The organism is Streptomyces sp. NBC_01571 (assembly GCF_026339875.1).
Lineage (GTDB): Bacteria > Actinomycetota > Actinomycetes > Streptomycetales > Streptomycetaceae > Streptomyces.
This window is the reverse complement of the sequence record NZ_JAPEPZ010000001.1, coordinates 2,396,075-2,417,250: the sequence shown is the minus strand read 5'-3', so window position 1 is coordinate 2,417,250 and position 21,176 is coordinate 2,396,075. Positions and strand designations below refer to the sequence as shown.

Sequence of the window (21,176 nt, the reverse complement as noted above, 5' to 3'; positions counted from 1 at the left end):
GCGCGGCTCAGGCGGCCTGGCGCCGCATCTCGGGGACCCGCATCGGGCGCGAGCCCGGGCCGCCGACGTGCGAGAACGGCTGCGTCCGCCAGTCGAGACCCTGAGGGAGCGTCAACAGGAGCGCGGTGTCCTGCTCCTGAAGCTCCATGGTCTCGTCGGCGGACCGGGCATCGGCCGCGGCACGGCCGGTACCGGCGCAGACCGTGAGCCCGAACGGGTTCCACGGCGAGGCACACAGCGCGTGCTCCGGCAGGACCTCCTCGTCCGCCAGCAGCGCGATGGGCTGCGCGCAGTCCGGGCAGATCACCCGGACCATCTCGAAAGTGTCGTAGGCGTCGAAGTCCTCGCCGTCGACGGCGTCCGCGTCGACGCCCTCCGGCTCGGGTTCGGCGGCGGCCTGCTGCCGCTTGAACGCGGTACGACCAGGGCGCTTGAGACTCTGCATGGGTTTCTCCCCCTCGGGTGGGCCGACAAGGCACTGCGACCTCGACCACAGCAAGCATTTCCCGTCCCGTCTCCGCGGTAATCACGAGAACATCACGGACCCGGTTGAGACACTGTGTCGTTCGTCACATGCCGCCCGCAGATGCCCTGCACGGTGGATTTGTCCCCCCGGGCCGCCCGCGAGCCGCGCCTGCGCACATCACGAACAGGGTATGACCTGCACTGCTGAGGTATCCGACGCGATCAGGCGCACTGTAGGTTCTTGCGCCATGGAGGAGCTGGACCGACAGATCGTGCAGCTGCTCGTCGCAGACGGGCGGATGAGTTACACCGACCTGGGCAAGGCCACGGGTCTTTCCACGTCCGCCGTGCACCAGCGGGTGCGCCGGCTCGAGCAGCGCGGCGTGATCCGCGGCTACGCGGCGGTCGTGGACCCGGAGGCCGTGGGGCTGCCCCTGACCGCCTTCATCTCGGTGAAACCGTTCGACCCGAGCGCCCCGGACGACATCGCGGAACGCCTCGCGGACGTACCGGAGCTGGAGGCCTGCCACAGCGTCGCGGGCGACGAGAACTACATCCTCAAGGTGCGGGTCTCGACCCCGCACGAACTCGAGGAGCTGCTGGCCCGGCTGCGCACCCTCGCGGGCGTGTCGACCCGGACGACGGTGGTCCTGTCGACGCCGTACGAGGCACGGCCGCCCCGCATCTGACCCACCCGGGCGACGAACGGTGCCCGGCAGGCGCGAGACTGTTCCCCATGAGTGAGAGCACCGCCCCGTCCGACACCGTGCTGCTGCGCGGTGGAGAAGTCCACAGCCCCGCCGACCCCTTCGCCACCGCGATGGTCGTCGAACGCGGTCAGATCGCCTGGGTCGGCTCGGAGGGCGCTGCCGACGCCTTCGCCGACGGGGTCGCCGAGGTCGTGGACCTGGAAGGCGCGCTGGTCACGCCGGCGTTCACCGACGCCCATGTGCACACCACCGCCACCGGCCTCGCGCTCACCGGCCTCGACCTCAGCGACGCGCCGTCCCTGGACGCCGCCCTCGCTTTTGTACGCGACTTCGCCGCCGCCCGCCCCGCCGACCGGGTCCTGCTCGGCCACGGCTGGGACGCGGCTCGCTGGCCGGGCGGCCGTCCCCCGACGCGCGCCGAACTCGACGAGGCCACCGGCGGCCGTCCGCTCTACCTCTCCCGCATCGACGTGCACTCCGCCGTGGCCACCACCGCGCTCCTGGACCTGGTGCCCGGCATCACCGGTCGCGCCGGGTACCAGGACGGCCCGCTGACCCGGGACGCCCACCACGCCGTCCGCGCCGCCGCCCTCGGCGCCGTCACCGCGTCGCAGCGCACCGAGGCCCAGCGCGCGGCCCTCGCCCACGCGGCCTCCCTCGGCATCGGCTCCGTGCACGAATGCGCGGGCCCGGACATCTCCTCCGAGGACGACCTCACCGGTCTGCTGCGGCTCGCCGCCGAGGAGCGCCGCCCCCGGGTCGTCGGCTACTGGGCCGAGCAGGGCGAGGAGGGCGTGGCGAAGGCCCGCGAACTGGGCGCGATCGGCGCCGCCGGCGACCTCTTCGTCGACGGCTCCCTCGGCTCGTACACCGCCTGTCTGCACCAGCCCTACGCCGACGCCGGGCACACCGGCACCGCGTACCTGGACGACGCCGCCGTGGCCGCGCATGTGATCGCCTGCACCGAGGCGGGCCTCCAGGCGGGCTTCCACGCCATCGGGGACGCCGCCGTGACCTCGGTGGTCGTGGGCGTACGCGCGGCCGCCGAGAAGGTCGGCCTGGCCCGCGTCCGGGCCGCCCGGCACCGCGTCGAGCATGCCGAGATGCTGACGCCGGAGACGATCGCCTCCTTCGCCGAGTTCGGCCTCACCGCGTCCGTGCAGCCCGCCTTCGACGCCCTGTGGGGCGGGGAGGACGGCATGTACGCCCAGCGCCTCGGTGCGGAGCGGGCCCGCACCCTCAACCCGCTGGCGGCCCTGCTGCGCACCGGCGTGCCGCTGGCCTTCGGCTCCGACAGCCCCGTCACCCCCCTCGACCCGTGGGGGACCGTCAGGGCCGCGGCCTTCCACCGCACCCCGGAGCACCGGGTGTCGGTGCGCGCCGCCTTCACGGCGCACACACGGGGCGGATGGCGCGCGATCGGACGCGACGACGCCGGTGTCCTGGTGCCGGGCGCGCCCGCGGACTACGCGGTGTGGCGCACCGAGGAACTGGTGGTGCAGGCCCCCGACGACCGGGTCGCCCGCTGGTCCACCGACCCGCGCTCCGGCACCCCCGGACTGCCGGACCTGAGCCCCGGCGGCGACCTGCCCGTCTGTCTGCGCACGGTCGTGGGCGGACGGACGGTCTTCGTACGGCCGGGCGAGTGATCTCCTGGGGCGGCGGGGTGGTGACCGGCCCCCGCCGTCCCGTCGCGCGACCTGCGCATCCTCCTCGCTGACCAGGTCAAAGACGGAAAGTCCGCAGTTCAGGAGAGTGTTGACAGCTGGCCGCAGCGGGCCGGTAGGTTCGGCCGGGTCCACCACCGGACGTCCGACCGGAGAACTTCCAGCCAGTCGCCGGAGCGCCGCTGGGTCAGGGGTGGTGTGCCGCACCGGCGCACCACCACTGGGAGCCAGGCTCAGCGGCGGCGCCACGGCGGGGGAACGTTCACCCCCTGTCGGCAGGGTGTGACCCGGGTGGGGCCCGGACGTCCAGTAGACAACGGCTTTCGGTCGACCCGCAGCCAGCGGGTCCCTGGTCGGCCCGAAGGGCGCCGGGCCCCCATCCGCAGGCGTGGTGCTCCGGCGCGGGAAGGGCGCTTCTTACCCGGCTCTTGTCGAATCGACACCCCTGTACTGACGCACCGACGCGTCAGTGCAGGCTGTGACCACTATGGTGGACCCCTGCGTACGGACTTGAAGGGGCAGTAGTGAACGACGGCGACGGGACCCTCGCGGCAGGAGCCCAGGCGAGGCGGTTCGGCCCGCTCGGCACGGCCTTGGTGATCATTCCGACCTACAACGAGGCGGAGAACATCAAGAAGATCGTGGGCCGGGTGCGCGCCGCGGTGCCCGACGCGCACGTCCTGGTGGCGGACGACAACAGCCCCGACGGCACTGGCAAGTTCGCCGACGAGCTGGCCGCCGAGGACGACCACGTCCAGGTACTGCACCGCAAGGGCAAGGAAGGCCTGGGCGCCGCGTATCTCGCCGGCTTCCGCTGGGGCCTGGAGCACGGCTACGGCGTCCTGGTCGAGATGGACGCGGACGGTTCGCACCAGCCGGAGGAGCTGCCCCGGCTGCTCACCGCGCTGAAGGGCGCCGACCTCGTTCTCGGCTCGCGCTGGGTGCCGGGCGGGCGGGTGGTGAACTGGCCGAAGTCCCGCGAGTTCATCTCGCGCGGCGGCAGCATGTACTCCCGCCTCATGCTCGACGTACCCATCCGGGACGTCACCGGCGGCTTCCGCGCCTTCCGGAAGGAGACCCTGGAGGGCCTCGGACTCGGCGAGGTCGCGTCCCAGGGGTACTGCTTCCAGGTGGACCTGGCCCGGCGTGCCGTCAAGGCGGGCTACCACGTCGTGGAGGTGCCCATCACCTTCGTCGAGCGTGAACTCGGTGACTCCAAGATGAGCCGCGACATCCTCGTGGAGGCCCTGTGGCGGGTCACCACGTGGGGTGTGGGGGAGCGGGTCGGCCGGATCACCGGACGCAAGCCGTCCGAGTAGGGCCTTCCGGACGTTCCCGAGGTTCCGCGGACCCGCGTCCCGTCCACGGTCGGGGCTGATCATCCGCTTATCCCGTACTGAGCCGCGCCCAGGCACACTGGGTGCATGACGACTGGCGCACCCACTCCCACGCACCCCGCCCGGCCGCGGCGATCCCGGCTGCGTACGTTCCTGCCGCTCGGTATCGCCGTCTGGCTGGTGCTGGAGATCTGGCTGTTGACCGTGGTCGCGGGTGCGGCGAGCGGCTTCGCGGTCCTCCTGCTGCTGGTCGCCGGTTTCGTGCTCGGTTCCGTGATCGTCAAACGGGCCGGCCGTCGCGCCTTCCGCAACCTCAGCGAGACGCTGCAACAGCAGCAGAGCGGTGCGGCCCCCACGAGCGGAGGCGGCGACGGCAACGGGCTGATGATGCTCGGCGGCCTGCTCCTGATGCTGCCGGGCCTCCTCTCGGACGTCGTGGGCCTGCTCCTGCTGATCCCGCCCGTCCAGAAGGCGCTGAGCCGGTACACCGAGCGCGCCATCGAACGCAAGATCCGCGAGGCCGCCCCCGGCAGCGTCGGTGACGCCTTCCAGCAGGCACGCATCCATCGCCCGGACGGCAAGGTGGTCCAGGGTGAGGTCATCAGGGACGACACCCCCCGGAGCCCGGGCCCGGCCTCCCGCCCGGGACCGCACCCTCCGCTGACGGGCTGACGGGCTGACGGGCTGACGGGCTGACGGGCTGACGGGCTGACGGGCTGACGGGCTGACGGGCTGACGGGCTGGCGAGTCGGCGGCCGGTGGGCCGCTGACCGGGGACGGCCGAGCCGCTGACCGGTGGACCGGTCGGCCGGAGGAGCGTGCGCGGGCTGGTCGGACCGACCCTGCGGGGCGGGCGGCCCAGCCCGGCCGCGCGGGCCGCTCGACACGTTCCTGAGCCACCGGCCGACGTACCGCTGTCCGTCTGCTGTGCGTCCGGAGCGCGAGAGTCGACCTCGTCCGGGTGACAGGGAACCGGAGCCGTCCGGCCCCGGCCACACTGGCGGGATGACCGTCGGGGGCCGCCCGCGTCGCCGATGCCCCGGAGGAGGGCTGGGCTATCGCCGGGCTCTCGGTGTCGGGACGGGCTGTCGCCGGGCACCCCGCAGCGCCGGGCCGGGCTCCCGTCGAGGATCATCCGCGCCGCCAAGAGCAGGGCCGAGCTGCTGCCGGGGTCGTCCGGGCCGCCGAGCCCTCCGGAGCGTCTGGACGGGCCCGCTGCAGCCGGCCGGGCTGCCGCCGGACCGCTCGCGTCACTGGGCGCCTGGGGGGCTGGCATCCCGTCGAGGACCGCCCGCACCGCCGGTGCCCCTGAGCCGGGCCGGGCTACCGCCGGGGGTCGTCCGCACCGCCGGGCTCTCCGGAGCATCGGGCCGGGCTGCCACCTGAATCCCGGAGGCCGGGACGGGCTGCCGCCGAGCTCTCCGGGACGTGGGGCCGGGCTGTCGCCGGGCACCCCGCGGCGCCGGGCTCCCGTCGAGGAGCATCCGCGCCGTCGGCCCCCGTCGGGGACCGCCCGCGGTCGCCAGGCGCCCCGGCGTAGCGCCACGCTCCCGTCGGAGACCCTCCTTACCGTCGGGCACCCGGGAGCGACCGCCGGGCACCCGGGAGCGCGCCGGGGGCCCACGCTCACCCGTGAAACCCGTGACAACGGCGGCGCCGAAACGCACGAGACCGCGGGCCCCGTACGGAGAACGTACGGCGCTCGCGGTCTCGGCGTGCGGTGTATGCCACCCAGCCCCCGGAAGGGACTACGCGGACTTGCGGCTGTCCCGCGGATGCACCGCGATGTTCATCGCGCCGGAGCGCAGAACGGCCAGGCGCTCCTCGAGGACCTCTTCGAGTTCCTCTCGGGTGCGCCGCTCCATCAGCATGTCCCAATGCGTACGCGCGGGCTTGGCCTTCTTTTCCTCAGGGCCGTCGCCGTCCACCAGGAGTGCCTGGGCCCCGCAGACCTTGCACTCCCACTCGGGCGGAATCTCCGCCTCGACCGAGAAGGGCATCTCAAACCGGTGCCCCTTCTCGCATGCGTACTCCACGGCCTGGCGCGGGGCCAGGTCGATGCCGCGGTCCGTCTCGTAGCTGGTCACCACGAGGCGCGTGCCGCGAAGAGCTCGCTCACTCATGAATCGTGCCTCCCGGGCTTGTCGCCCACAGGACAGGTGTCGCTGTCGTCGTCATCCGGTCAACGTCCGGTCGGCGGTAAAGATTCCCGTTCCGGGTCATGCGTCGCCGTCGTAGCCGCCCCTTGTTGTACCCACCGGCACCCGGTTTGTCACATCTGGCAGCAGATGTCACCCAACGCTTCAGTATCTTTGACGCGCAGTAACGGTACGCCTGGCAGGCCAAACGCGTACACTACCGTCCTTTGGCCTCCGGTGCTAAATCCTGTCCGGTACGGGATTTCCCGCGTCGCGGATCGCCTGCCGCACCGGAACCCTCGCCAGCAGCGCGAATCCGATGACGAAGAAGGCCACGAGCGAGATGATCGCGTCCCGATAACTTCCCGTCAGCTGGTAGGTCAAACCGAACAGAAGCGGGCCCAACCAGCTCATCCCCCGGTCGCTCATCTCGTAGGCCGAGAAGTACTCGGCCTCCTTGCCGCTCGGTACGAGGTGCGAGAACAGGGAGCGCGACAGGGCCTGGCTGCCGCCCAGGACGAGGCCGATGCCGGCGGCGAGGACGAAGAACCACACCGGCGCGCCGGCGGGCAGGAAGTACCCGGCGGCGAGTGTCACCGTCCAGGCGACGAGTGAACCGAGGATGGTCCGTTTGGCCCCGTACGTGCGGGCCAGCCGTCCCATGCCCAGTGCGCCGCCGACCGCGAGCACCTGCACCAGCAGTACGGCGACGATCAGCGTCGACTGACTCAGGCCGAGCTCCTCGGACCCGTACACAGACGCCTGCGAGATCACCGTCTGGATGCCGTCGTTGTAGACCAGGTAGGCCAACAGGAAGGAGAGGGTGAGCGGTTTGCCGCGCATGTCGCGCACGGTGGCCGCCAGCTGCCGCCAGCCGTGCGCCGGCGCCCTTCCGCCGCCGGGCGCCGTACGGCGGTCGCGCAGCCGCTTGAGCGGCACGAGCGTGAAGGCGCCCCACCAGATGCCGGCCGAGGCCAGACAGATGCGGACAGCCGTCGACTCGGAGACGCCGAAGGAGTCGTGGGCCGTGAACAGGACGAGGTTGCCGATCAGGACCAGCGAGCCCGCCGCGTAGCCGAAGGCCCAGCCGCGGGACGAGACCGCGTCGCGCTCCTCGGGCGGCGCGATCTGCGGCAGGTAGGAGTTGTAGAGCACCATCGACACGGCCACCGAGGCATTGGCGACGACCAGCAGCAGCCCGCCGAGCAGGTAGCGGTCCCCGTCCAGGAAGAACATGCCCGTCGTGGCCGCGGCGCCCAGGTAGGCGGAGGCGGCGAGCAGCGGCTTCTTGCGGCCCGTGCGGTCGCCCGCCGCGCCGGCCATCGGCATCACGAAGATCGACAGGATGACGGAGGCGGAGACCGAGTAGGCGAAGAAGGAGCCGGCCCGGATCGGGATCCCCAGAGGGTGCACGAATCCGTCCGCGTCCGCCGCGTGCTTGGCGACCGACGTCAGATAGGGACCCAGGAACACGGTGAGCACGCTCGTCGAGTAGACGGAGCAGGCCCAGTCGTAGAAGTACCAGCCGTGTTGCTCACGGCGTCGCTCGGCGACCTCGTCGGTCGCCCGTGCCCGCACGGTGTCGGTGCTCACCCGTGCCCCTCGCTTCCGGCTGAACCATCCCTGAACGAACCCCGAACGGACCGCGCGAGTGGGCTAGACCCAGGTGCCCCGGTCCTCCAGGACCCCGCGCAGCGTGTCGATGTGATCGGTCATGATGCCATCGACTCCCAGGTCCAGGAGCCGGTGCATGCGATCGGGATCGTTCACCGTCCATACGTGGACCTGCAGGCCGCGCGCGTGGGCGGCGCGCACGAAGCGCCGGTCGACCACCGGCACGCCCGACTGGGACTCGGGCACCTGGGCGGCGATCGCCGAGTCGCGCAGCGTGGCCGGTATGCCGTACGACCGCAGCCGCAGCCCCAGGACGCCCTTGGTGCCGTACGAGGTGGCCAGGCGCGGCCCCGCCAGGCGCTGGGCGCGGAAGACGCGTGCCTCGGAGAAGGAGCCGACGCAGACGCGGTCCCAGGCGTCGGTGCGGCCGATGAGGTTGAGCAGGGGATGGAGGGCGGGCTCCGCCTTGACGTCCACGTTCCAGCGCACCTCGGGAAAGATCTCGAGGAGTTCCTCGAAGAGGGGGACCGGTTCCTTGCCCGCCACGCGCGCGTGGCTCACGTCCTCCCACGGGAGGTCCGCGATGCGGCCCGCGCCGTCCGTGACCCGGTCGAGGGTCGAGTCGTGGAAGGCGACGAGCTTGCCGTCCGCCGTCGCGTGCACATCCGTCTCGATGTAGCGGTAGCCCGTCTCCACCGCCCGCCGGAACTGGGCGACGGTGTTCTCCAGGCCGTCCGCCGCCCCGCCGCGGTGGGCGAAGGCGATCGGGCCGGGGTGGTCCAGGTACGGATGGCGTATGCGCGTGCTCACCCTGGAAGTATCGCGCCCTCCGGTTGACCGGTGGCAACGACCGTGCTGCCGGTCGGTGCCCGGCGGACGGCGAACACCCGCAGGAAGAGCTGGGCGAGGGGGCCGATCGCGACGGCGTACAGCACGGTGCCGATGCCGACGGTGCCGCCGAGCACGAAGCCGGTCGCGACCACGGCGACTTCGAGGACCGTGCGCACCAGTCGGATCGAGCGGTCCGTACGCCGGTGCAGGCCCGTCATCAGACCGTCGCGCGGACCCGGGCCGAAGCTGGCGGAGATGTAGAGACCCGTCGCGAGTCCGTTCAGCACGATGCCCGCCAGCATCAGCGGGATGCGTACGGCCAGCGTGTGCGTGTCCGGTACGAGGGCGAGCGTGCCGTCCATCGCGATGCCGACCACGAACACGTTCGAGACCGTGCCGAGGCCCGGTCGCTGACGCAGCGGGATCCACAGGAGCAGCACCGCCGCGCCCACGAAGATCGACACCACGCCGATCGTCAGACCGGTCAGCTCGGCCAGCCCCTGATGCAGCACGTTCCAGGGCTCCAGACCGAGCCCCGCCTCCACGAGCAGGGCCGAACTCGCGCCGTACAGCGCGAGGCCGACGTACAACTGGACGAGGCGTCGCGGGAGGCCGCGTCCGGCTTCGGGGCGGGCGGGCCCGGTGCCCGCGGGCTGGGCGCGCGGGGGTTCGGCGGGGGCCGAGTCGGGTGTCGGGAATGCGGGTGGTGCGGAGTCGGCGGCCGGAGAGCCGGCGGCGGGCGCGGCCGGTGCGGAGTTGGCCGGCGCGGAGTCGGCGGGTGTGGACATGACGTGCCCCCCTGGGTGATGCCCGTAGTGGTGCTGGTGGTGATGCGTGCAGTGGTGCCAGTGGCCTGGCTCGTGCCATTCTGTGGCTTGATGGAGGACGCCATCCAAGGCCAATCCGGGGAAGGTGGACTGGAAACCATGGCGCAGTGGACATCGGCGATGGGCGCCGCGCAGCTCGCCCGGCTGCTCAACTCCCAGCAGGAACGCCCCCCGGGGCCCGGCACCCGACGTCCGCCCGCCTACCGCGCGCTCGCCGACGGTGTGCGGCTGCTCGTGCTGGAGGGCCGGGTACCGGTCGCCGCGCGGCTGCCCGCCGAGCGGGAACTCGCCTTGGCCCTGTCCGTCAGCCGTACGACGGTCGCGGCGGCCTACGAGGCCCTGCGCGGCGAAGGGTTCCTGGAGTCGCGCAGGGGAGCCGGCAGCTGGACCGCCGTACCCGCGGGGAACCCGCTGCCCGCGCGCGGCCTGGAGCCGCTGCCCCCCGAGGCCCTCGGGTCCATGATCGACCTCGGCTGCGCGTCGCTGCCCGCGCCCGAGCCGTGGCTCACCCGTGCCGTGCAGGGCGCCCTGGAGGAACTGCCCCCGTACGCCCACACGCACGGCGACTACCCGGCGGGGCTGCCCGCGCTGCGCGCGATGATCGCCGAGGGGTACACCCGGCGCGGCATTCCGACCATGCCCGAGCAGATCATGGTCACCACCGGTGCGATGGGCGCGATCGACGCCATCTGCCATCTCTTCGCCGGGCGCGGCGAGCGCATCGCCGTCGAGTCGCCCTCGTACGCCAACATCCTCCAGTTGATGCGGGAGGCCGGTGCGCGGCTCGTGCCCGTCGCGATGGCCGAGGGGCTCGCCGGGTGGGACATGGACCGCTGGCGGCAGGTCCTGCGCGACGCGGCGCCCCGGCTCGCCTATGTCGTCGCGGACTTCCACAACCCGACGGGGGCCCTCGCCGACGAGGACCAGCGCCGCCGGCTGGTGGACGCCGCCCGTTCCGCCGGGACCGTCCTGGTGGTCGACGAGACGATGAGCGAGCTGTACCTGGAGGACGGGCTCTCCATGCCCCGCCCCGTGTGCGGCTTCGATCCCGCCGGGTCCACGGTCATCACGGTCGGGTCGGCCAGCAAGGCGTTCTGGGCGGGGATGCGGATCGGCTGGGTGCGGGCGGCCCCCGACGTGATCCGCAGTCTCGTCGCGGCGCGCGCGTACGCCGACCTCGGCACGCCCGTACTGGAGCAGCTGGCCGTGAACTGGCTGTTCAGTACGGGAGGTTGGGAACAGGCGGTGGCGGTCCGGCGGGAGCAGGCCCGGGAGAACCGGGACGCGCTCGTCACCGCGGTACGCCGGGAGCTGCCGGACTGGGAGTTCTCCGTTCCGCGGGGCGGGCTGACGCTGTGGGTGCGCACCGGGGGGCTGTCGGGGTCGCGGCTCGCCGAGGTGGGCGAGCGGGTGGGTGTGCGGGTGCCGTCCGGGCCGCGCTTCGGGGTCGACGGGGCGTTCGAGGGGTATGTACGGCTGCCGTTCACGGTCGGGGGCGCCGTGGCGGAGGAGGCGGCGGTGCGGCTGGCCGCGGCGGCGCGGTTGGTGGAGACGGGGGCGAGTGCGGGGACCGAGGGTCCTCGCACGTTCGTGGCCTGAGGGCGGGCCGGCGTGGCCGGCCCGCGCTTTGTCCGAGGGGGAGGGTCAGCCCTCCGCCGCCGCCGGCTCCGCCGCGGCCGGGACCGGCTCCGGGTCGGCCGGGGCTGTCCGGACCGGCAGGAGGTCCAGTACCGCGCGGCGCTGCGTCTCGCTCGTCGCGTCGTCGTAGGGGTCCGGGGTGGCCGGGACCTGGAGGCGCAGGACGGGGCCGGCGCCCAGCCGGGCGTATCCGCGGCCGGGCGGCACGTTCTGGGGCGGGGTGGTGTGCGGCGGCGCGCCGAGTACGGCCTCCAGTTGCGGGCCCGTCGCGGAACCGAGCACCACGCGCGCGCGGGTGTGCTGGAGGACGGCCTCGCCGAGGGTGTCGAGGCCGTCGAACTGCTCGGCCACGACGACCGTGACGCCCGCCGCGCGCCCGTGCCGCAGCGGCACCTCGAGAAGGTCCTGGGGATCCCGGTGGCCGTCGGCGGCGGCGAGGTGCCCCAGCGTGCCCGGACGGTCCAGCAGGATCCAGAGCGGGTTCTTGGTGTCCTCCGGCGCGGGATGCCCGGCCTGTCGGGCGTGGTTCGCGGAGAGCAGCCGCCGCTCCGTCTCGTGCGCCGCCCATTCCAGACTGGCGAGCGCCCCGGCGAGGCCGGACTCGACGGCGAGCACACCGTCCCGGCCGGTCAGGCACGCGTACTCGCCGGTGCCGCCGCCGTCGACGATGACCACATCACCGTACTGAAGGGCCTGCAGGGCGATGGAGCGCACCAGCGTGGACAGACCGCTGCCCGGCTCGCCCGCGGCCAGCAGATGCGGCTCCGTCGAGCGGGCGCCGGTACGCCAGACGACCGGCGGGACGTCGCGCCGGGCCTCGCCGAAACCGAGGGGGAGCGTGCGCTGGACATCGGCCGGGTCGGTGAAGCCGAGGACCGTCTCACCGGGCGCGGTGACGAACCGCTGGGCGGCGATGTCGGTGGGGAGCGGCGGCAGCACGGTGACCGTGAGTTCGTTGCCCTCCTGCTCCCACGCGAAGTGGTACTCCCGGCCACGGCCCGACTTGGCCTGCAGCAACTGTTCGATCCGGGCCCGGCAGATCGCCTCCCCGTCCCTGAAGTACGCCGGATAGCGGACGAGGAGGCGGGAGACACGTCCGTCCTCGTCGAACTCGTGGGCGGGGAAGGCCTTCTCCCAGTCACCGCCGTGGGCGAAGAGGGGAGCGGGGTCCTCGGCCACGGAGAAGTACGGGACGAGTGCCTCGTAGAGCGATTGGAGGCGTTGGACCTGCGCCTCGTCGGGGCCCGTGGGCGCCGGCGGGGTGCGGTCGCGGCCGTACCAGGCTGCCGCCGCCATCAGGGCGATGGCGGCGAGCAGCGGTCCGTACGACACCAGTGCCACGACCAGGATCACCGAGGCCACCAGGAACAGCAGCGGCCCGCGCCGGTCCTTGGGGGTCTCGGCCCACTTGCGCTGCGCGGCACCTGCCAGGTGGCGCAGTCCTCGGGCGACCGTGATCAGCGGCTGGAGAACGTCGGTGGCGCTGTCGGCTGCCGTCCGGGCCAGCTCCCGGCTTCGGGCGATCTGCGCGCTGCCGTTGCTGAGGATGCGGGGGAGGGGGCGCCGGGCCACTGCTGTCTCCTGGAGGTGCGTGCGAGGGGCGGGGACGTCAGAACTTGATCCCGCCTAGGAGGCTCGCCAGGCTCTCGCCGCCGGCCTTGATGCTCGGCGCGATGGCCGTGCTGGCGAGGTAGAAGCCGAAGAGCGCGGACGTCATGGCGTGCGACGCCTTGAGTCCGTCCTTGCGGAAAAAGAGGAAGACGATGATGCCGAGCAGGACGACGCCTGACATGGACAGAATCATTTGTGCTCTCCTGGTTCGCGGGGACAGTCACCATGAGTTGTTCCAGGATCACAGGATGTATCCATACGATAAAAGGTGCAAATGGGTCGATTTCTCGGGATTTCACTCGTTCGGCTGAGATGTTCTGGTGTGACGACGCGGGCCTGTCGAATCCCGTTGTCTCCCGGTTTCTCCCGGTGGAATCGTGGTGATCCTTGCCTCGGTGGGGGCCGGTCATGTGCCGCCGGAGCCAGTACGCTGACGATTCACCCGTACGGCCGCACATCCCGCTGTCGTACGAACCTGCGCATGACACTCCGCGCGTTGTCGTAGGCTCCCGCAGTCCGTGGTCAGTCGTTGTTGCAGTTCCTGTCGTCGTCGCTGTTGTGAGAGGTGGTCCGGCCGATGAGTGAAGCCCCCGACCCCGAGGTCGTGGAGTTGGCGACCAAGATCTTCGATCTGGCACGCCGGGGCGAGACCGAGGCGCTCGTGGCGTACGTCGACGCGGGCGTTCCTGCCAACCTCACCAACGACCGTGGCGACTCCCTCGTGATGCTCGCCGCGTACCACGGTCACGCCGGGGCGGTGCGCGCCCTCCTGGAGCGCGGCGCCGAGGCCGACCGGATCAACGACCGGGGTCAGACGCCGCTCGCCGGGGCGGTCTTCAAGGGCGAGGAAGCGGTCATCCGCGCGCTCCTCGACAGCGGCGCCGATCCGGCCGCGGGCACCCCCTCGGCCGTCGACACGGCCCGGATGTTCGGCAGGACGGAACTGCTCGAACTGTTCGGCGCACACTGATCCGACCACGCTGACCAGGTTCGACACGGAAAACGGGGGAGGCGGTACGGGGCCGCCGGAAATACGGTCGCGGCAGGAAGAACTGCCGAGTCATCATGACGTCGTGATTCACGGACGCGATGGCTGGGCAGGTGTTGCCGCACCGCGCGGGCCGTGATGCGGCCCGCATGGGCCACCGACGAGAGGCAGAGGAAGATGGTCTACAGCAAGCAAGAAACGGCGGACGCTCCGACGTGTTGTCACGCGGCCAGGTAATGCAGGATCCCGGTTGCGTCGACGCTTGATGTGAGGCTGTTTCCCATGTTCGATCCGGTCATAGCGCCCAGCGGAACGCTGCTCGGCCTGCTCCAGAGGGGCCGCGGCGACGGCACGCTGCACGCGCTCACCGCACCGCGGGCCGAGGCGCTCGCGGCACTGAACCACTGTGTGCTGAGTGATCCCCGCCACGACTGGCAGGTGGAGAACCGCTCCCTTTACTACGCCCGTCTCTACCTCGATCTGAGCGGTGAGCTCGACGAGATCGAGCGGCACCTCTTCGACGCCGAGGACATCCTCGACGACTGCGAGTCACGCACGGGGCTCGCCCTCGCGGTGCTCGGGCACCTCGCCTCGTACGGCCGGCGGGACGCCTTGGAGCTGCTGCGCGGGTACGCCGCCTCGGGCACCAACTGGGCCTGGGCCCTGGACGAGCTGGCCCTGCGCGACGACGACGCGGGTCTGCGGGCCCTCGCCGAGCCCGTGCTGGCCCGCTTCCCCGCCGACCCGGAGGGCGAGGCGGCGCTCGCCGCCCAGGTGCGCGACGCCTTCGAACCCCGGCCCTGGCGGCTGTGGGCCGACGATCCCCGTGCGGCGATCGCCGCACGCGTGCGCGCGGCCCAGGAGCAGGGCTCCTTCGACCGATGGCAACGGCAGATGCGGCCGGCCGGCCCCCGCCCGGGCTGGAGCGTACGAGCCGTGTTCGAGTGGGCGCAGCAGGGCCTGGACCGCGGCGCCGCACTCCATGTGCCGGCCGCGCGCTGTCTGACGGCCGTCGCGGGCCCCGAGGACCGGCCCGAGATCGTCGAGGCCGCCCGTGGCGGCGGCGACGGAGCCCGGTGCACCGCCCTGCGCTATCTCGCCGACAGCAACGATCCGGACGCCCTGGCGCTGATCGAGGCCGCCGCGAGCGACGGCACGGTGGCGGTCGCGGAGGCCGCCGTCGACGCGTTCGAACGCATGCGCAGTGTCGCCGCCGTCGACCGGGCACGCGGCTGGGCGCACCGGCCCGACGCCCTGGGCGCCGCCGCGGGCCGGATGCTCGCCTGCCGCGGCGGCACCAAGGACAGCGAACTGGTCCTGGGCGCGCTGCGGGAGGCCGTACGGGGTGAAGGCCCCGACGCGCCGACGCTGTGGACCCTGGTGGACGGCGCCGGGCGGCTCGGCATCGTCTGCGCCGCTCCCGTACTGCGGCACATCTACCGCGAGACCGCCTCGTCCCATCTGCGCGGGCGAGCCGCCCGGGCGCTCGCCGCCACCGACCCCTCCTTCCCCGCGGGCTTCGCCGTCGAGTGCCTGTGGGACTGTGAGGAGTCGACCCGTGAAGTGGCCGCGCGGCACGCCGAGACGGGCGACGCCCGCGTCGTGGATCAGCTGCGCCGGCTCGCATCGGATCCAGCCGAGGAGGCGGAGGTCCAGACAGCCGTGCGCAGCCGTATCGGGCCCGACGCACCCGCCGTATGAACGAGAAGTGACCCGGGGGTCAGGAGGGCATGGCCGCGGGCTGACCTGGACAGGTGTGCGAGACAACGCTCACGGTGCGTTCCCCGGCTGGAAAGATCCACGTTGACGCGGCCACGTCCAGCACGGCGAGAACACCGGTATGCGTGTCGTCATCGTGACCGAATCCTTTCCCCCCGATGTGAACGGCGTGGCCCACTGCGCGCTCCAGACCGCCCGGCACCTCGTCGATCGCGGTCACGCTCCCCTTGTCGTCGCTCCGACCACCTCCGCCAAGTTCGCGGCTTCGTTCGAACAGGGTGGTGCCCCCGTCGGGGGCGGGCCCGACGCCCTCGCGCCGTGTCCCGTCGTCCGTGTCCCCTCCCTTCCGCTCCCGGGCTACCCCCAGGTCCGCGTCGCCCTCCCCAGCCGACGCGTCGCCGCCGCCCTCGTCGAACACCGGGCGGACGTCGTCCACCTGGCCAGCCCGTTCATCCTCGGCGTGCGCGGCATGGCGGCCGCCGCCAAACTCGGCATCCCCGCCGTCGCCGTCTACCAGACCGACCTGGCCGGATACGCCCGTACGTACATGGGTGCGGGCGAATCCACCGCCTGGCGGCGTATCCGCTCCGTCCACACCGCCGCCGACCGGACGCTCGCCCCCTCCAGCGCGGCCCTGCACGACCTGGAGGCACACGGAGTGCCCCGGGTACGGCTGTGGCCGCGCGGTGTGGACACCGTCCGCTTCCGGCCCGACCACCGGGACGAGGCGCTCCGGCGTGAACTGGCGCCCAACGGCGAGCTGATCGTCGGCTATGTCGGCCGGCTCGCCCCGGAGAAGCAGGTCGAACTGCTCGCCGGGGTCTGCGGCCTGGACGGCGTACGCGTCGTGGTCGTGGGCGACGGGCCCAGCGAGACGTCGCTGCGTGAGGCACTGCCCGGCGCCGTCTTCCTCGGGCGGCGTACCGGCGGCGAACTCGCCCGGATCTTCGCCTCGCTGGACGTCTTCGCGCACACCGGCCCCTTCGAGACCTTCTGCCAGACCGTGCAGGAGGCCATGGCCAGCGGGATCCCCGTCGTCGCACCCGCCGCGGGCGGACCGCTGGACCTGGTGGCCCACGGCCGGACGGGGCTGCTGGTGCCGCCCCGCGACGCGGACGCCGTACGCGACGCCGTGGCGGCCCTGGCGGCCGATCCGGTCCGCCGGGCCGACTACGGCGCCGCCGGGCGGGCCACCGTCGAGGGCCGCACCTGGGCGGCCGTCGGTGACCAGCTCATCGGCCACTACGCCGAGGTGCTCTCCGCACGGACGGTGGTGGCGGCATGAGCCTGCGCATCGTGCGGCTGGCCAACTTCGTCGCCCCCGCCTCCGGAGGCCTGCGGACCGCCCTGCGGGAGCTCGGCACCGGCTACCGGGCCGCGGGGCACGAGCCGGTACTGGTCGTCCCCGGCGAGCGTGTGAGCGACACCGAGACCGAGCAGGGACGGGTGATCACGCTGCCCGGTCCGCTGCTGCCCGGAACCGGCGGCTATCGCGTGCTCACGGACAAGCGGCGCGTCGCCCGCCTCCTGGAGTCGCTCGCCCCCGACCGCCTGGAGGTCTCCGACCGGACCACCCTGCGCTGGACCGGGGTGTGGGCACGGCGGGCCCGGGTGCCCGCGGTGATGGTCTCCCACGAGACCGCCGACGGCGTGCTGCGGACCTGGGGGCTCTCCGAGGCGATGGCCCGCAGGACCGCCGACGCCCTCAACATCCGTACGGCGCACTCCTACGCGCGGGTCGTGTGCACGACGGAGTTCGCGGAGCGTGAGTTCGTCCGCATCGGCGCCCGCAACGTCGTACGGGCACCGCTGGGCGTCGACCTGGCCGGCCGGCACCCCGCGCTGCGGGATCCCGCGGTGCGCGACCGGTACGCGCGCGCGGACCAGGTCCTGCTGGTGATGTGCTCCCGGCTGTCCGTGGAGAAGCGGCCCGGCACCGCGCTCGACGCGCTGGAGGCACTCCTGCGGCGCGGCGAGCGGGCCGTGCTCGTCGTCGCCGGGGACGGGCCGCTGCGGGCCCGGCTCGAACAGCGGGCCGCCGAACGGCGGCTGCCCGTCACCTTCCTCGGCCATGTCGCCGACCGTGCGCTGCTCGGCGCGCTGCAGGCCTCGGCCGACGTGTGTCTGGCGCCGGGGCCCGCCGAGACGTTCGGGCTCGCCGCCCTGGAGGCGATGGCCTGCGGTACCCCCGTGGTGGCCAGCGCGCTGTCCGCGCTGCCCGAGATCGTCGGGTCCGCCGGGGCCACCGCCGCGGACAGCGGCGACTCCTTCGCGGACGCGGTGCGGCTGCTCCTGGGGCGTACCGAGACCGAGCGCCGGGAGGCGGCACGCGCGCGTGCCGAGTGCTTCGGCTGGGACACCGCCGTGAAGGCCTTCCTCGCGGCGCACGACGCGTCCGTCGAGACGCGGCCCCGACTTCAGGAGGGCGTCGGATGAGACCCCTTCGGTTCGTGGCCCTCGGGGACTCGCTGACCGAGGGCGTGGGCGACCCCGTGGGAGAGGCCTGGCGGGGCTGGGCGGCGCTGCTCGCCGAGGGGTTGTCCGGCGGGGTGCCCGAGGGGGTGCCTGGTGGGGTGTCCCTCGAGCTCGGAGGAGGACCGTCCGACCGCCCCGGGGCGTCCGTCGAGTTCACCAACCTCGCGGTGAGCGGCGCCCAGACACGTGACGTCCTGGAACGGCAGACGCCGGAGGCGCTGGCCCTGCGCCCGGACGTGGTGTCCGTCGTGATCGGGGTGAACGACACCCTGCGGTGCACCTTCGACATCCACGCCGTGGCCGCCCGGCTCGACCAGGTGTACGCGGCCTTCCGGGACCAGGGCGCCGTGCTCCTGACCGCCTGTCTGCCGGATCCCGGTGCGATGCTCGGGCTGCCGGGGGCGCTCGCCCGTCCGCTGGCCCGGCGCCAGCGGGCCGTCAACGCGGTCGTGCACGCGCTGTCCGAGCGCTACGGGGCAGTGCATGTGCACGCGGCGGAGGGCGCCTGGCTGACGGACCGCGCGTTGTGGAGCGCGGACCGGCTGCACCCGGGGGAGCGCGGGCACCGGCAGCTCGCCCTGCGCTTCCACGCGTCCCTCGCACAACAGGGCGTCGCCACCGGGCCCGCCCCGTCGGCCGAGCCCGAGTTCCCCGTGCCCACCCGCTCGGCGAGCCTGTGGTGGCTGGCCACCGCGGGGACGGGATGGGTGGCACGGCGGTGCACCGACCTGTTGCCGCAACTGCTCACCCTGGCCGCCGCCGAGGTCCGCCACCGGGCACGCGGCACCAGCGCCCGGCTCGACCTCGGTGCCTCGCACGCCGTGGCGTCCGCGCTGGCCGCTCTGTCGGGGGGCGAACAGCCGGACGCCGCATGACCCCATGAGGAAGCGGGGCGGACCGCCGGCCTCTCAGCGGCGGCGTACGACCAGGAAACGGACCGGCGTGCCCGCGACCGCCTGAGCGGCCGCGGGGAGGTCGGCCGTACGGACCACCGCGATCACCGGGTATCCCCCGGTGGTCGGATGGTCGGCGAGGAAGACCACCGGTCTGCCGTCCGGCGGCACCTGCACGGCGCCCAGGACCATGCCCTCACTGGGGAGTTCGCCGGAAACGGCCCGCTCCAGTGAGGGCCCTTCCGTACGCAGCCCGATGCGGTTGCTCGCCGAGGCCACCCGGTAGGCGGCCGTCGTCAGGGTGCGCAGGGCGGAGGCGGTGAACCAGTCGTCGCGCGGCCCCGGTGTCACCCGCAGGACGAGCTCGGCGGGCGGACCCGGGTGCGGAACCACGTCCACGCGCGCGGGCACGTCGCCGGGGTGCCCAAGCGGCAGCACCGCGCCGTCCGTGAGGGGCGGTGGGCCCAGGCCCGAGAGGAGGTCCGTGGAGCGGCTGCCGAGGACCGGGTCCACGGCGACTCCGCCGGACACGGCGACGTAGCTGCGCAGTCCCGCGCGAGCGGCGCCGACGTCCAGCAGCGCCCCGGCGGGAACGCGTACCGGCGCACCCCAGGGAGCCGGACGTCCGTTCACCGTGACCGGGCAGGGCGCGCCCGCGACCGCCACCGTGACCGCCGAACGCGGGCGCAGGGCGCAGCCGTTGAGGGTCGTCTCCAGAACGGCCGCCTCGACGGGGTTGCCGACGAGACGGTTGGCCAGGGCCGCCGCGGGCGCGTCCAGCGCGCCGGAGCGGGGGACACCGAGGTGCGCGTGGCCGGGACGGCCCTGGTCCTGGACGGTGGTCAGGGCCCCGGCCCGCACGACGGACAGGGCCCGGTCGCTCATCAGCACCCCGCCGCTACGAACCGGACCCGGGTGCCCGGGGCGAGCAGCGCTGCCGGCACGCGCGCGTGGTCCCACAGCACCGCGTCCGTCGTGCCGATCAGCTGCCAGCCGCCCGGCGACGAGCGCGGGTACACGCCCGTGTACGGACCCGCGAGGGCCACGGAACCCGCCGGGACCGAGGTACGCGGAGTCGCCCGGCGCGGCACGTCGTACCGGGAGGGCAGGCCGGTGAGGTAGCCGAATCCGGGCGCGAACCCGCAGAAGGCGACACGGAACTCGGCCGCCGCGTGGATCTCAGGCACCAGGCGCTCCGCCACTCCCCACCGCGCCGCCACGTCGGCCAGGTCGGGGCCGTCGTAGCGTACGGGGATCTCGATCGCGCCCTCCGCGCGCCCGGGCAGCGGCGGGATCTCCCACCCCGGGAGCCGTGACGCCAGGCCCACCGGGTCGTCCAGGCCGTCCAGCAGGACCGTGCGGGCCGCCGGGACGATCTCCCGGACGGACAGGGAACCGTCCGCGCGGCGGCGCAGCAGCTCGGCGTGCAGCGCCTGGGCCGCCTCGCCGGAGGCGACTTCGACGAGCAGGGCGTGTTCCCCGACCGGCAACGCCCTCATACGAAGGCCTCCACGTGGACACCCGAGGACTCCAGACGCGCGCGGACCCGGCGCGCCAGCTCCACCGCGCCGGGGGTGTCCCCGTGCAGGCACAGCGAGCGGGCGCGGACCGGGACGCGCTCCCCGGTGTGGGACGTCACCGTGCCGAACCGGGCCAGGCCCAGGGAGCGTTCGACGACCTCCTCGGTGTCCGTGATCACCCCGCCCTCCCGGGTGCGCGGCACGAGGGTGCCCTCCGGGGTGTAGGCGCGATCCGCGAACGCCTCGGTGACCGTGGGCAGTCCGGCCCGCTCCGCCAGCTTCAGGAAGCGGGAGGACGGCAGACCGAGGACGGGCAGTCCGGCGTCCGCGAGCAGGACGCCGTCGACGACCGCCGCCGCCTGCTCCTCGTCGTGCACGACGCGGTTGTAGAGAGCGCCGTGCGGCTTCACGTACGCCACGCGCGCGCCCGCGGCGCGCGCGAAGACCTCCAGGGCGCCGATCTGGTAGGCCACTTCGGCCGTCAGTTCGTCGGGCGGCACGTCCATCGCGCGCCGCCCGAAACCCGCCAGGTCGCGGTAGGAGACCTGGGCGCCGATCCGTACGCCCCGTTCGGCCGCCAGCTCGCACACCCGCCGCATGGTGACCGCGTCCCCGGCGTGGAATCCGCAGGCCACGTTGGCACTGGTGACGACGGACAGCAGTTGCTCGTCGTCGGTCAGCCGCCAGCGGCCGAAACCCTCGCCGAGGTCGGCGTTGAGATCGATCGGGCTCATGAGGCGCAG

20 protein-coding genes are annotated in these 21,176 nt (G+C 73.3%); 10 read left to right on the top strand and 10 right to left on the bottom strand.

The window, feature by feature from the left end; translation table 11 throughout:
• Positions 1-7: 7 nt before the first annotated feature.
• Complete coding sequence (locus OHB41_RS10855; RefSeq protein ID WP_266697631.1) at positions 8-445, bottom strand: hypothetical protein; 438 nt, start codon at positions 443-445, stop codon at positions 8-10.
• A gap of 268 nt (positions 446-713) precedes the next feature.
• On the opposite strand from OHB41_RS10855, the gene OHB41_RS10850 reads away from it, so the two are divergent.
• From OHB41_RS10850 to fxsA, 4 genes are all read left to right on the top strand, one after another.
• A complete protein-coding gene (locus OHB41_RS10850) occupies positions 714-1,154 on the top strand; it encodes an Lrp/AsnC family transcriptional regulator (protein ID WP_168527124.1) in 441 nt (146 codons plus the stop codon).
• A gap of 47 nt (positions 1,155-1,201) precedes the next feature.
• On the top strand, positions 1,202-2,824 hold the full coding sequence (locus OHB41_RS10845) for an amidohydrolase (RefSeq protein WP_266697629.1): 1,623 nt from the start codon (positions 1,202-1,204) through the stop codon (positions 2,822-2,824).
• A 542-nt stretch (positions 2,825-3,366) separates the two neighbouring features.
• On the top strand, positions 3,367-4,161 hold the full coding sequence (locus OHB41_RS10840; RefSeq protein WP_266697628.1) for a polyprenol monophosphomannose synthase: 795 nt from the start codon (positions 3,367-3,369) through the stop codon (positions 4,159-4,161).
• Between the two features lie 105 nt (positions 4,162-4,266).
• On the top strand, positions 4,267-4,851 hold the full coding sequence (gene fxsA, locus OHB41_RS10835) for an FxsA family membrane protein (protein ID WP_266697627.1): 585 nt from the start codon (positions 4,267-4,269) through the stop codon (positions 4,849-4,851).
• A 1,076-nt stretch (positions 4,852-5,927) separates the two neighbouring features.
• Here fxsA and OHB41_RS10830 read toward each other — a convergent pair.
• From OHB41_RS10830 to yczE, 4 genes are all read right to left on the bottom strand, one after another.
• A complete protein-coding gene (locus OHB41_RS10830; protein ID WP_003977404.1) occupies positions 5,928-6,302 on the bottom strand; it encodes an RNA polymerase-binding protein RbpA in 375 nt (124 codons plus the stop codon).
• 255 nt (positions 6,303-6,557) lie between these two features.
• Positions 6,558-7,910 (bottom strand): MFS transporter, encoded by a 1,353-nt coding sequence (locus tag OHB41_RS10825; RefSeq protein ID WP_266697626.1) that lies wholly within the window; start codon positions 7,908-7,910, stop codon positions 6,558-6,560.
• A gap of 63 nt (positions 7,911-7,973) precedes the next feature.
• Positions 7,974-8,741: a glycerophosphodiester phosphodiesterase family protein gene (locus OHB41_RS10820; protein WP_266697625.1), complete on the bottom strand. Its 768-nt coding sequence runs from the start codon at positions 8,739-8,741 to the stop codon at positions 7,974-7,976.
• Positions 8,738-9,550: a membrane protein YczE gene (gene yczE, locus OHB41_RS10815; RefSeq protein ID WP_266697624.1), complete on the bottom strand. Its 813-nt coding sequence runs from the start codon at positions 9,548-9,550 to the stop codon at positions 8,738-8,740. Before yczE ends, OHB41_RS10820 begins: the two co-directional genes overlap by 4 nt.
• A 138-nt stretch (positions 9,551-9,688) precedes the next feature.
• Between yczE and OHB41_RS10810 the strand changes: the two genes are divergently transcribed.
• Positions 9,689-11,188, top strand: a complete 1,500-nt coding sequence (locus OHB41_RS10810) for an SCO1417 family PLP biosynthesis transcription factor (RefSeq protein WP_266697623.1) — start codon at positions 9,689-9,691, stop codon at positions 11,186-11,188.
• Positions 11,189-11,233: 45 nt separating this feature from the next.
• Here OHB41_RS10810 and OHB41_RS10805 read toward each other — a convergent pair whose 3' ends face one another.
• The gene (locus OHB41_RS10805; protein WP_266697622.1) at positions 11,234-12,799 is read right to left on the bottom strand and encodes a hypothetical protein; all 1,566 of its coding nucleotides are present in this window, start codon (positions 12,797-12,799) and stop codon (positions 11,234-11,236) included.
• A 37-nt stretch (positions 12,800-12,836) separates the two neighbouring features.
• Positions 12,837-13,031, bottom strand: a complete 195-nt coding sequence (locus OHB41_RS10800; RefSeq protein ID WP_168527119.1) for a hypothetical protein — start codon at positions 13,029-13,031, stop codon at positions 12,837-12,839.
• Between the two features lie 384 nt (positions 13,032-13,415).
• On the opposite strand from OHB41_RS10800, the gene OHB41_RS10795 reads away from it, so the two are divergent.
• The 5 genes from OHB41_RS10795 to OHB41_RS10775 all read left to right on the top strand — a co-directional run bounded on the left by OHB41_RS10795 (position 13,416) and on the right by OHB41_RS10775 (position 18,895).
• Positions 13,416-13,808 (top strand): ankyrin repeat domain-containing protein, encoded by a 393-nt coding sequence (locus tag OHB41_RS10795; protein WP_266697621.1) that lies wholly within the window; start codon positions 13,416-13,418, stop codon positions 13,806-13,808.
• Between the two features lie 300 nt (positions 13,809-14,108).
• Entirely contained in the window at positions 14,109-15,527 is a 1,419-nt protein-coding gene (locus tag OHB41_RS10790) for a HEAT repeat domain-containing protein (RefSeq protein WP_266697620.1), read from the top strand.
• 139 nt (positions 15,528-15,666) lie between these two features.
• Positions 15,667-16,830 carry a glycosyltransferase family 4 protein gene (locus OHB41_RS10785; RefSeq protein ID WP_266697619.1) on the top strand — a complete coding sequence of 388 codons (1,164 nt, stop codon included), beginning with the start codon at positions 15,667-15,669 and terminating at the stop codon, positions 16,828-16,830.
• Positions 16,827-17,981 (top strand): glycosyltransferase, encoded by a 1,155-nt coding sequence (locus OHB41_RS10780; protein WP_266697618.1) that lies wholly within the window; start codon positions 16,827-16,829, stop codon positions 17,979-17,981. Before OHB41_RS10785 ends, OHB41_RS10780 begins: the two co-directional genes overlap by 4 nt.
• Complete coding sequence (locus OHB41_RS10775) at positions 17,978-18,895, top strand: SGNH/GDSL hydrolase family protein (protein ID WP_266697617.1); 918 nt, start codon at positions 17,978-17,980, stop codon at positions 18,893-18,895. Before OHB41_RS10780 ends, OHB41_RS10775 begins: the two co-directional genes overlap by 4 nt.
• A 33-nt stretch (positions 18,896-18,928) precedes the next feature.
• On the opposite strand, the gene OHB41_RS10770 is transcribed toward OHB41_RS10775, so the two are convergent.
• From OHB41_RS10770 to OHB41_RS10760, 3 genes are read right to left on the bottom strand one after another with little or no spacing between them, the layout of a single operon-like run.
• Positions 18,929-19,798 carry a 5-oxoprolinase subunit C family protein gene (locus OHB41_RS10770; protein ID WP_266697616.1) on the bottom strand — a complete coding sequence of 290 codons (870 nt, stop codon included), beginning with the start codon at positions 19,796-19,798 and terminating at the stop codon, positions 18,929-18,931.
• Positions 19,798-20,412: a 5-oxoprolinase subunit B family protein gene (locus OHB41_RS10765; RefSeq protein WP_266697615.1), complete on the bottom strand. Its 615-nt coding sequence runs from the start codon at positions 20,410-20,412 to the stop codon at positions 19,798-19,800. The genes OHB41_RS10770 and OHB41_RS10765 overlap by 1 nt, the downstream gene beginning before the upstream one ends.
• Entirely contained in the window at positions 20,409-21,167 is a 759-nt protein-coding gene (locus OHB41_RS10760) for a LamB/YcsF family protein (protein ID WP_266697614.1), read from the bottom strand. The genes OHB41_RS10765 and OHB41_RS10760 overlap by 4 nt, the downstream gene beginning before the upstream one ends.
• Positions 21,168-21,176 lie beyond the last annotated feature (9 nt).

Excerpts from the sequence above, each read along its gene's own strand:
- OHB41_RS10770 (WP_266697616.1), bottom strand. The coding sequence starts at position 19,798 with ATGAGCGACCGGGCCCTGTCCGTCGTGCGGGCCGGGGCCCTGACCACC.
- OHB41_RS10785 (WP_266697619.1), top strand. The coding sequence starts at position 15,667 with ATGCGTGTCGTCATCGTGACCGAATCCTTTCCCCCCGATGTGAACGGC.
- OHB41_RS10775 (WP_266697617.1), top strand. The coding sequence starts at position 17,978 with ATGAGACCCCTTCGGTTCGTGGCCCTCGGGGACTCGCTGACCGAGGGC.
- OHB41_RS10855 (WP_266697631.1), bottom strand. The coding sequence starts at position 445 with ATGCAGAGTCTCAAGCGCCCTGGTCGTACCGCGTTCAAGCGGCAGCAG.
- OHB41_RS10810 (WP_266697623.1), top strand. The coding sequence starts at position 9,689 with ATGGCGCAGTGGACATCGGCGATGGGCGCCGCGCAGCTCGCCCGGCTG.
- OHB41_RS10790 (WP_266697620.1), top strand. The coding sequence starts at position 14,109 with ATGTTCGATCCGGTCATAGCGCCCAGCGGAACGCTGCTCGGCCTGCTC.
- OHB41_RS10830 (WP_003977404.1), bottom strand. The coding sequence starts at position 6,302 with ATGAGTGAGCGAGCTCTTCGCGGCACGCGCCTCGTGGTGACCAGCTAC.
- OHB41_RS10845 (WP_266697629.1), top strand. The coding sequence starts at position 1,202 with ATGAGTGAGAGCACCGCCCCGTCCGACACCGTGCTGCTGCGCGGTGGA.
- OHB41_RS10780 (WP_266697618.1), top strand. The coding sequence starts at position 16,827 with ATGAGCCTGCGCATCGTGCGGCTGGCCAACTTCGTCGCCCCCGCCTCC.
- OHB41_RS10760 (WP_266697614.1), bottom strand. The coding sequence starts at position 21,167 with ATGAGCCCGATCGATCTCAACGCCGACCTCGGCGAGGGTTTCGGCCGC.
- yczE (WP_266697624.1), bottom strand. The coding sequence starts at position 9,550 with ATGTCCACACCCGCCGACTCCGCGCCGGCCAACTCCGCACCGGCCGCG.
- OHB41_RS10850 (WP_168527124.1), top strand. The coding sequence starts at position 714 with ATGGAGGAGCTGGACCGACAGATCGTGCAGCTGCTCGTCGCAGACGGG.
- OHB41_RS10765 (WP_266697615.1), bottom strand. The coding sequence starts at position 20,412 with ATGAGGGCGTTGCCGGTCGGGGAACACGCCCTGCTCGTCGAAGTCGCC.
- OHB41_RS10800 (WP_168527119.1), bottom strand. The coding sequence starts at position 13,031 with ATGATTCTGTCCATGTCAGGCGTCGTCCTGCTCGGCATCATCGTCTTC.
- OHB41_RS10795 (WP_266697621.1), top strand. The coding sequence starts at position 13,416 with ATGAGTGAAGCCCCCGACCCCGAGGTCGTGGAGTTGGCGACCAAGATC.
- fxsA (WP_266697627.1), top strand. The coding sequence starts at position 4,267 with ATGACGACTGGCGCACCCACTCCCACGCACCCCGCCCGGCCGCGGCGA.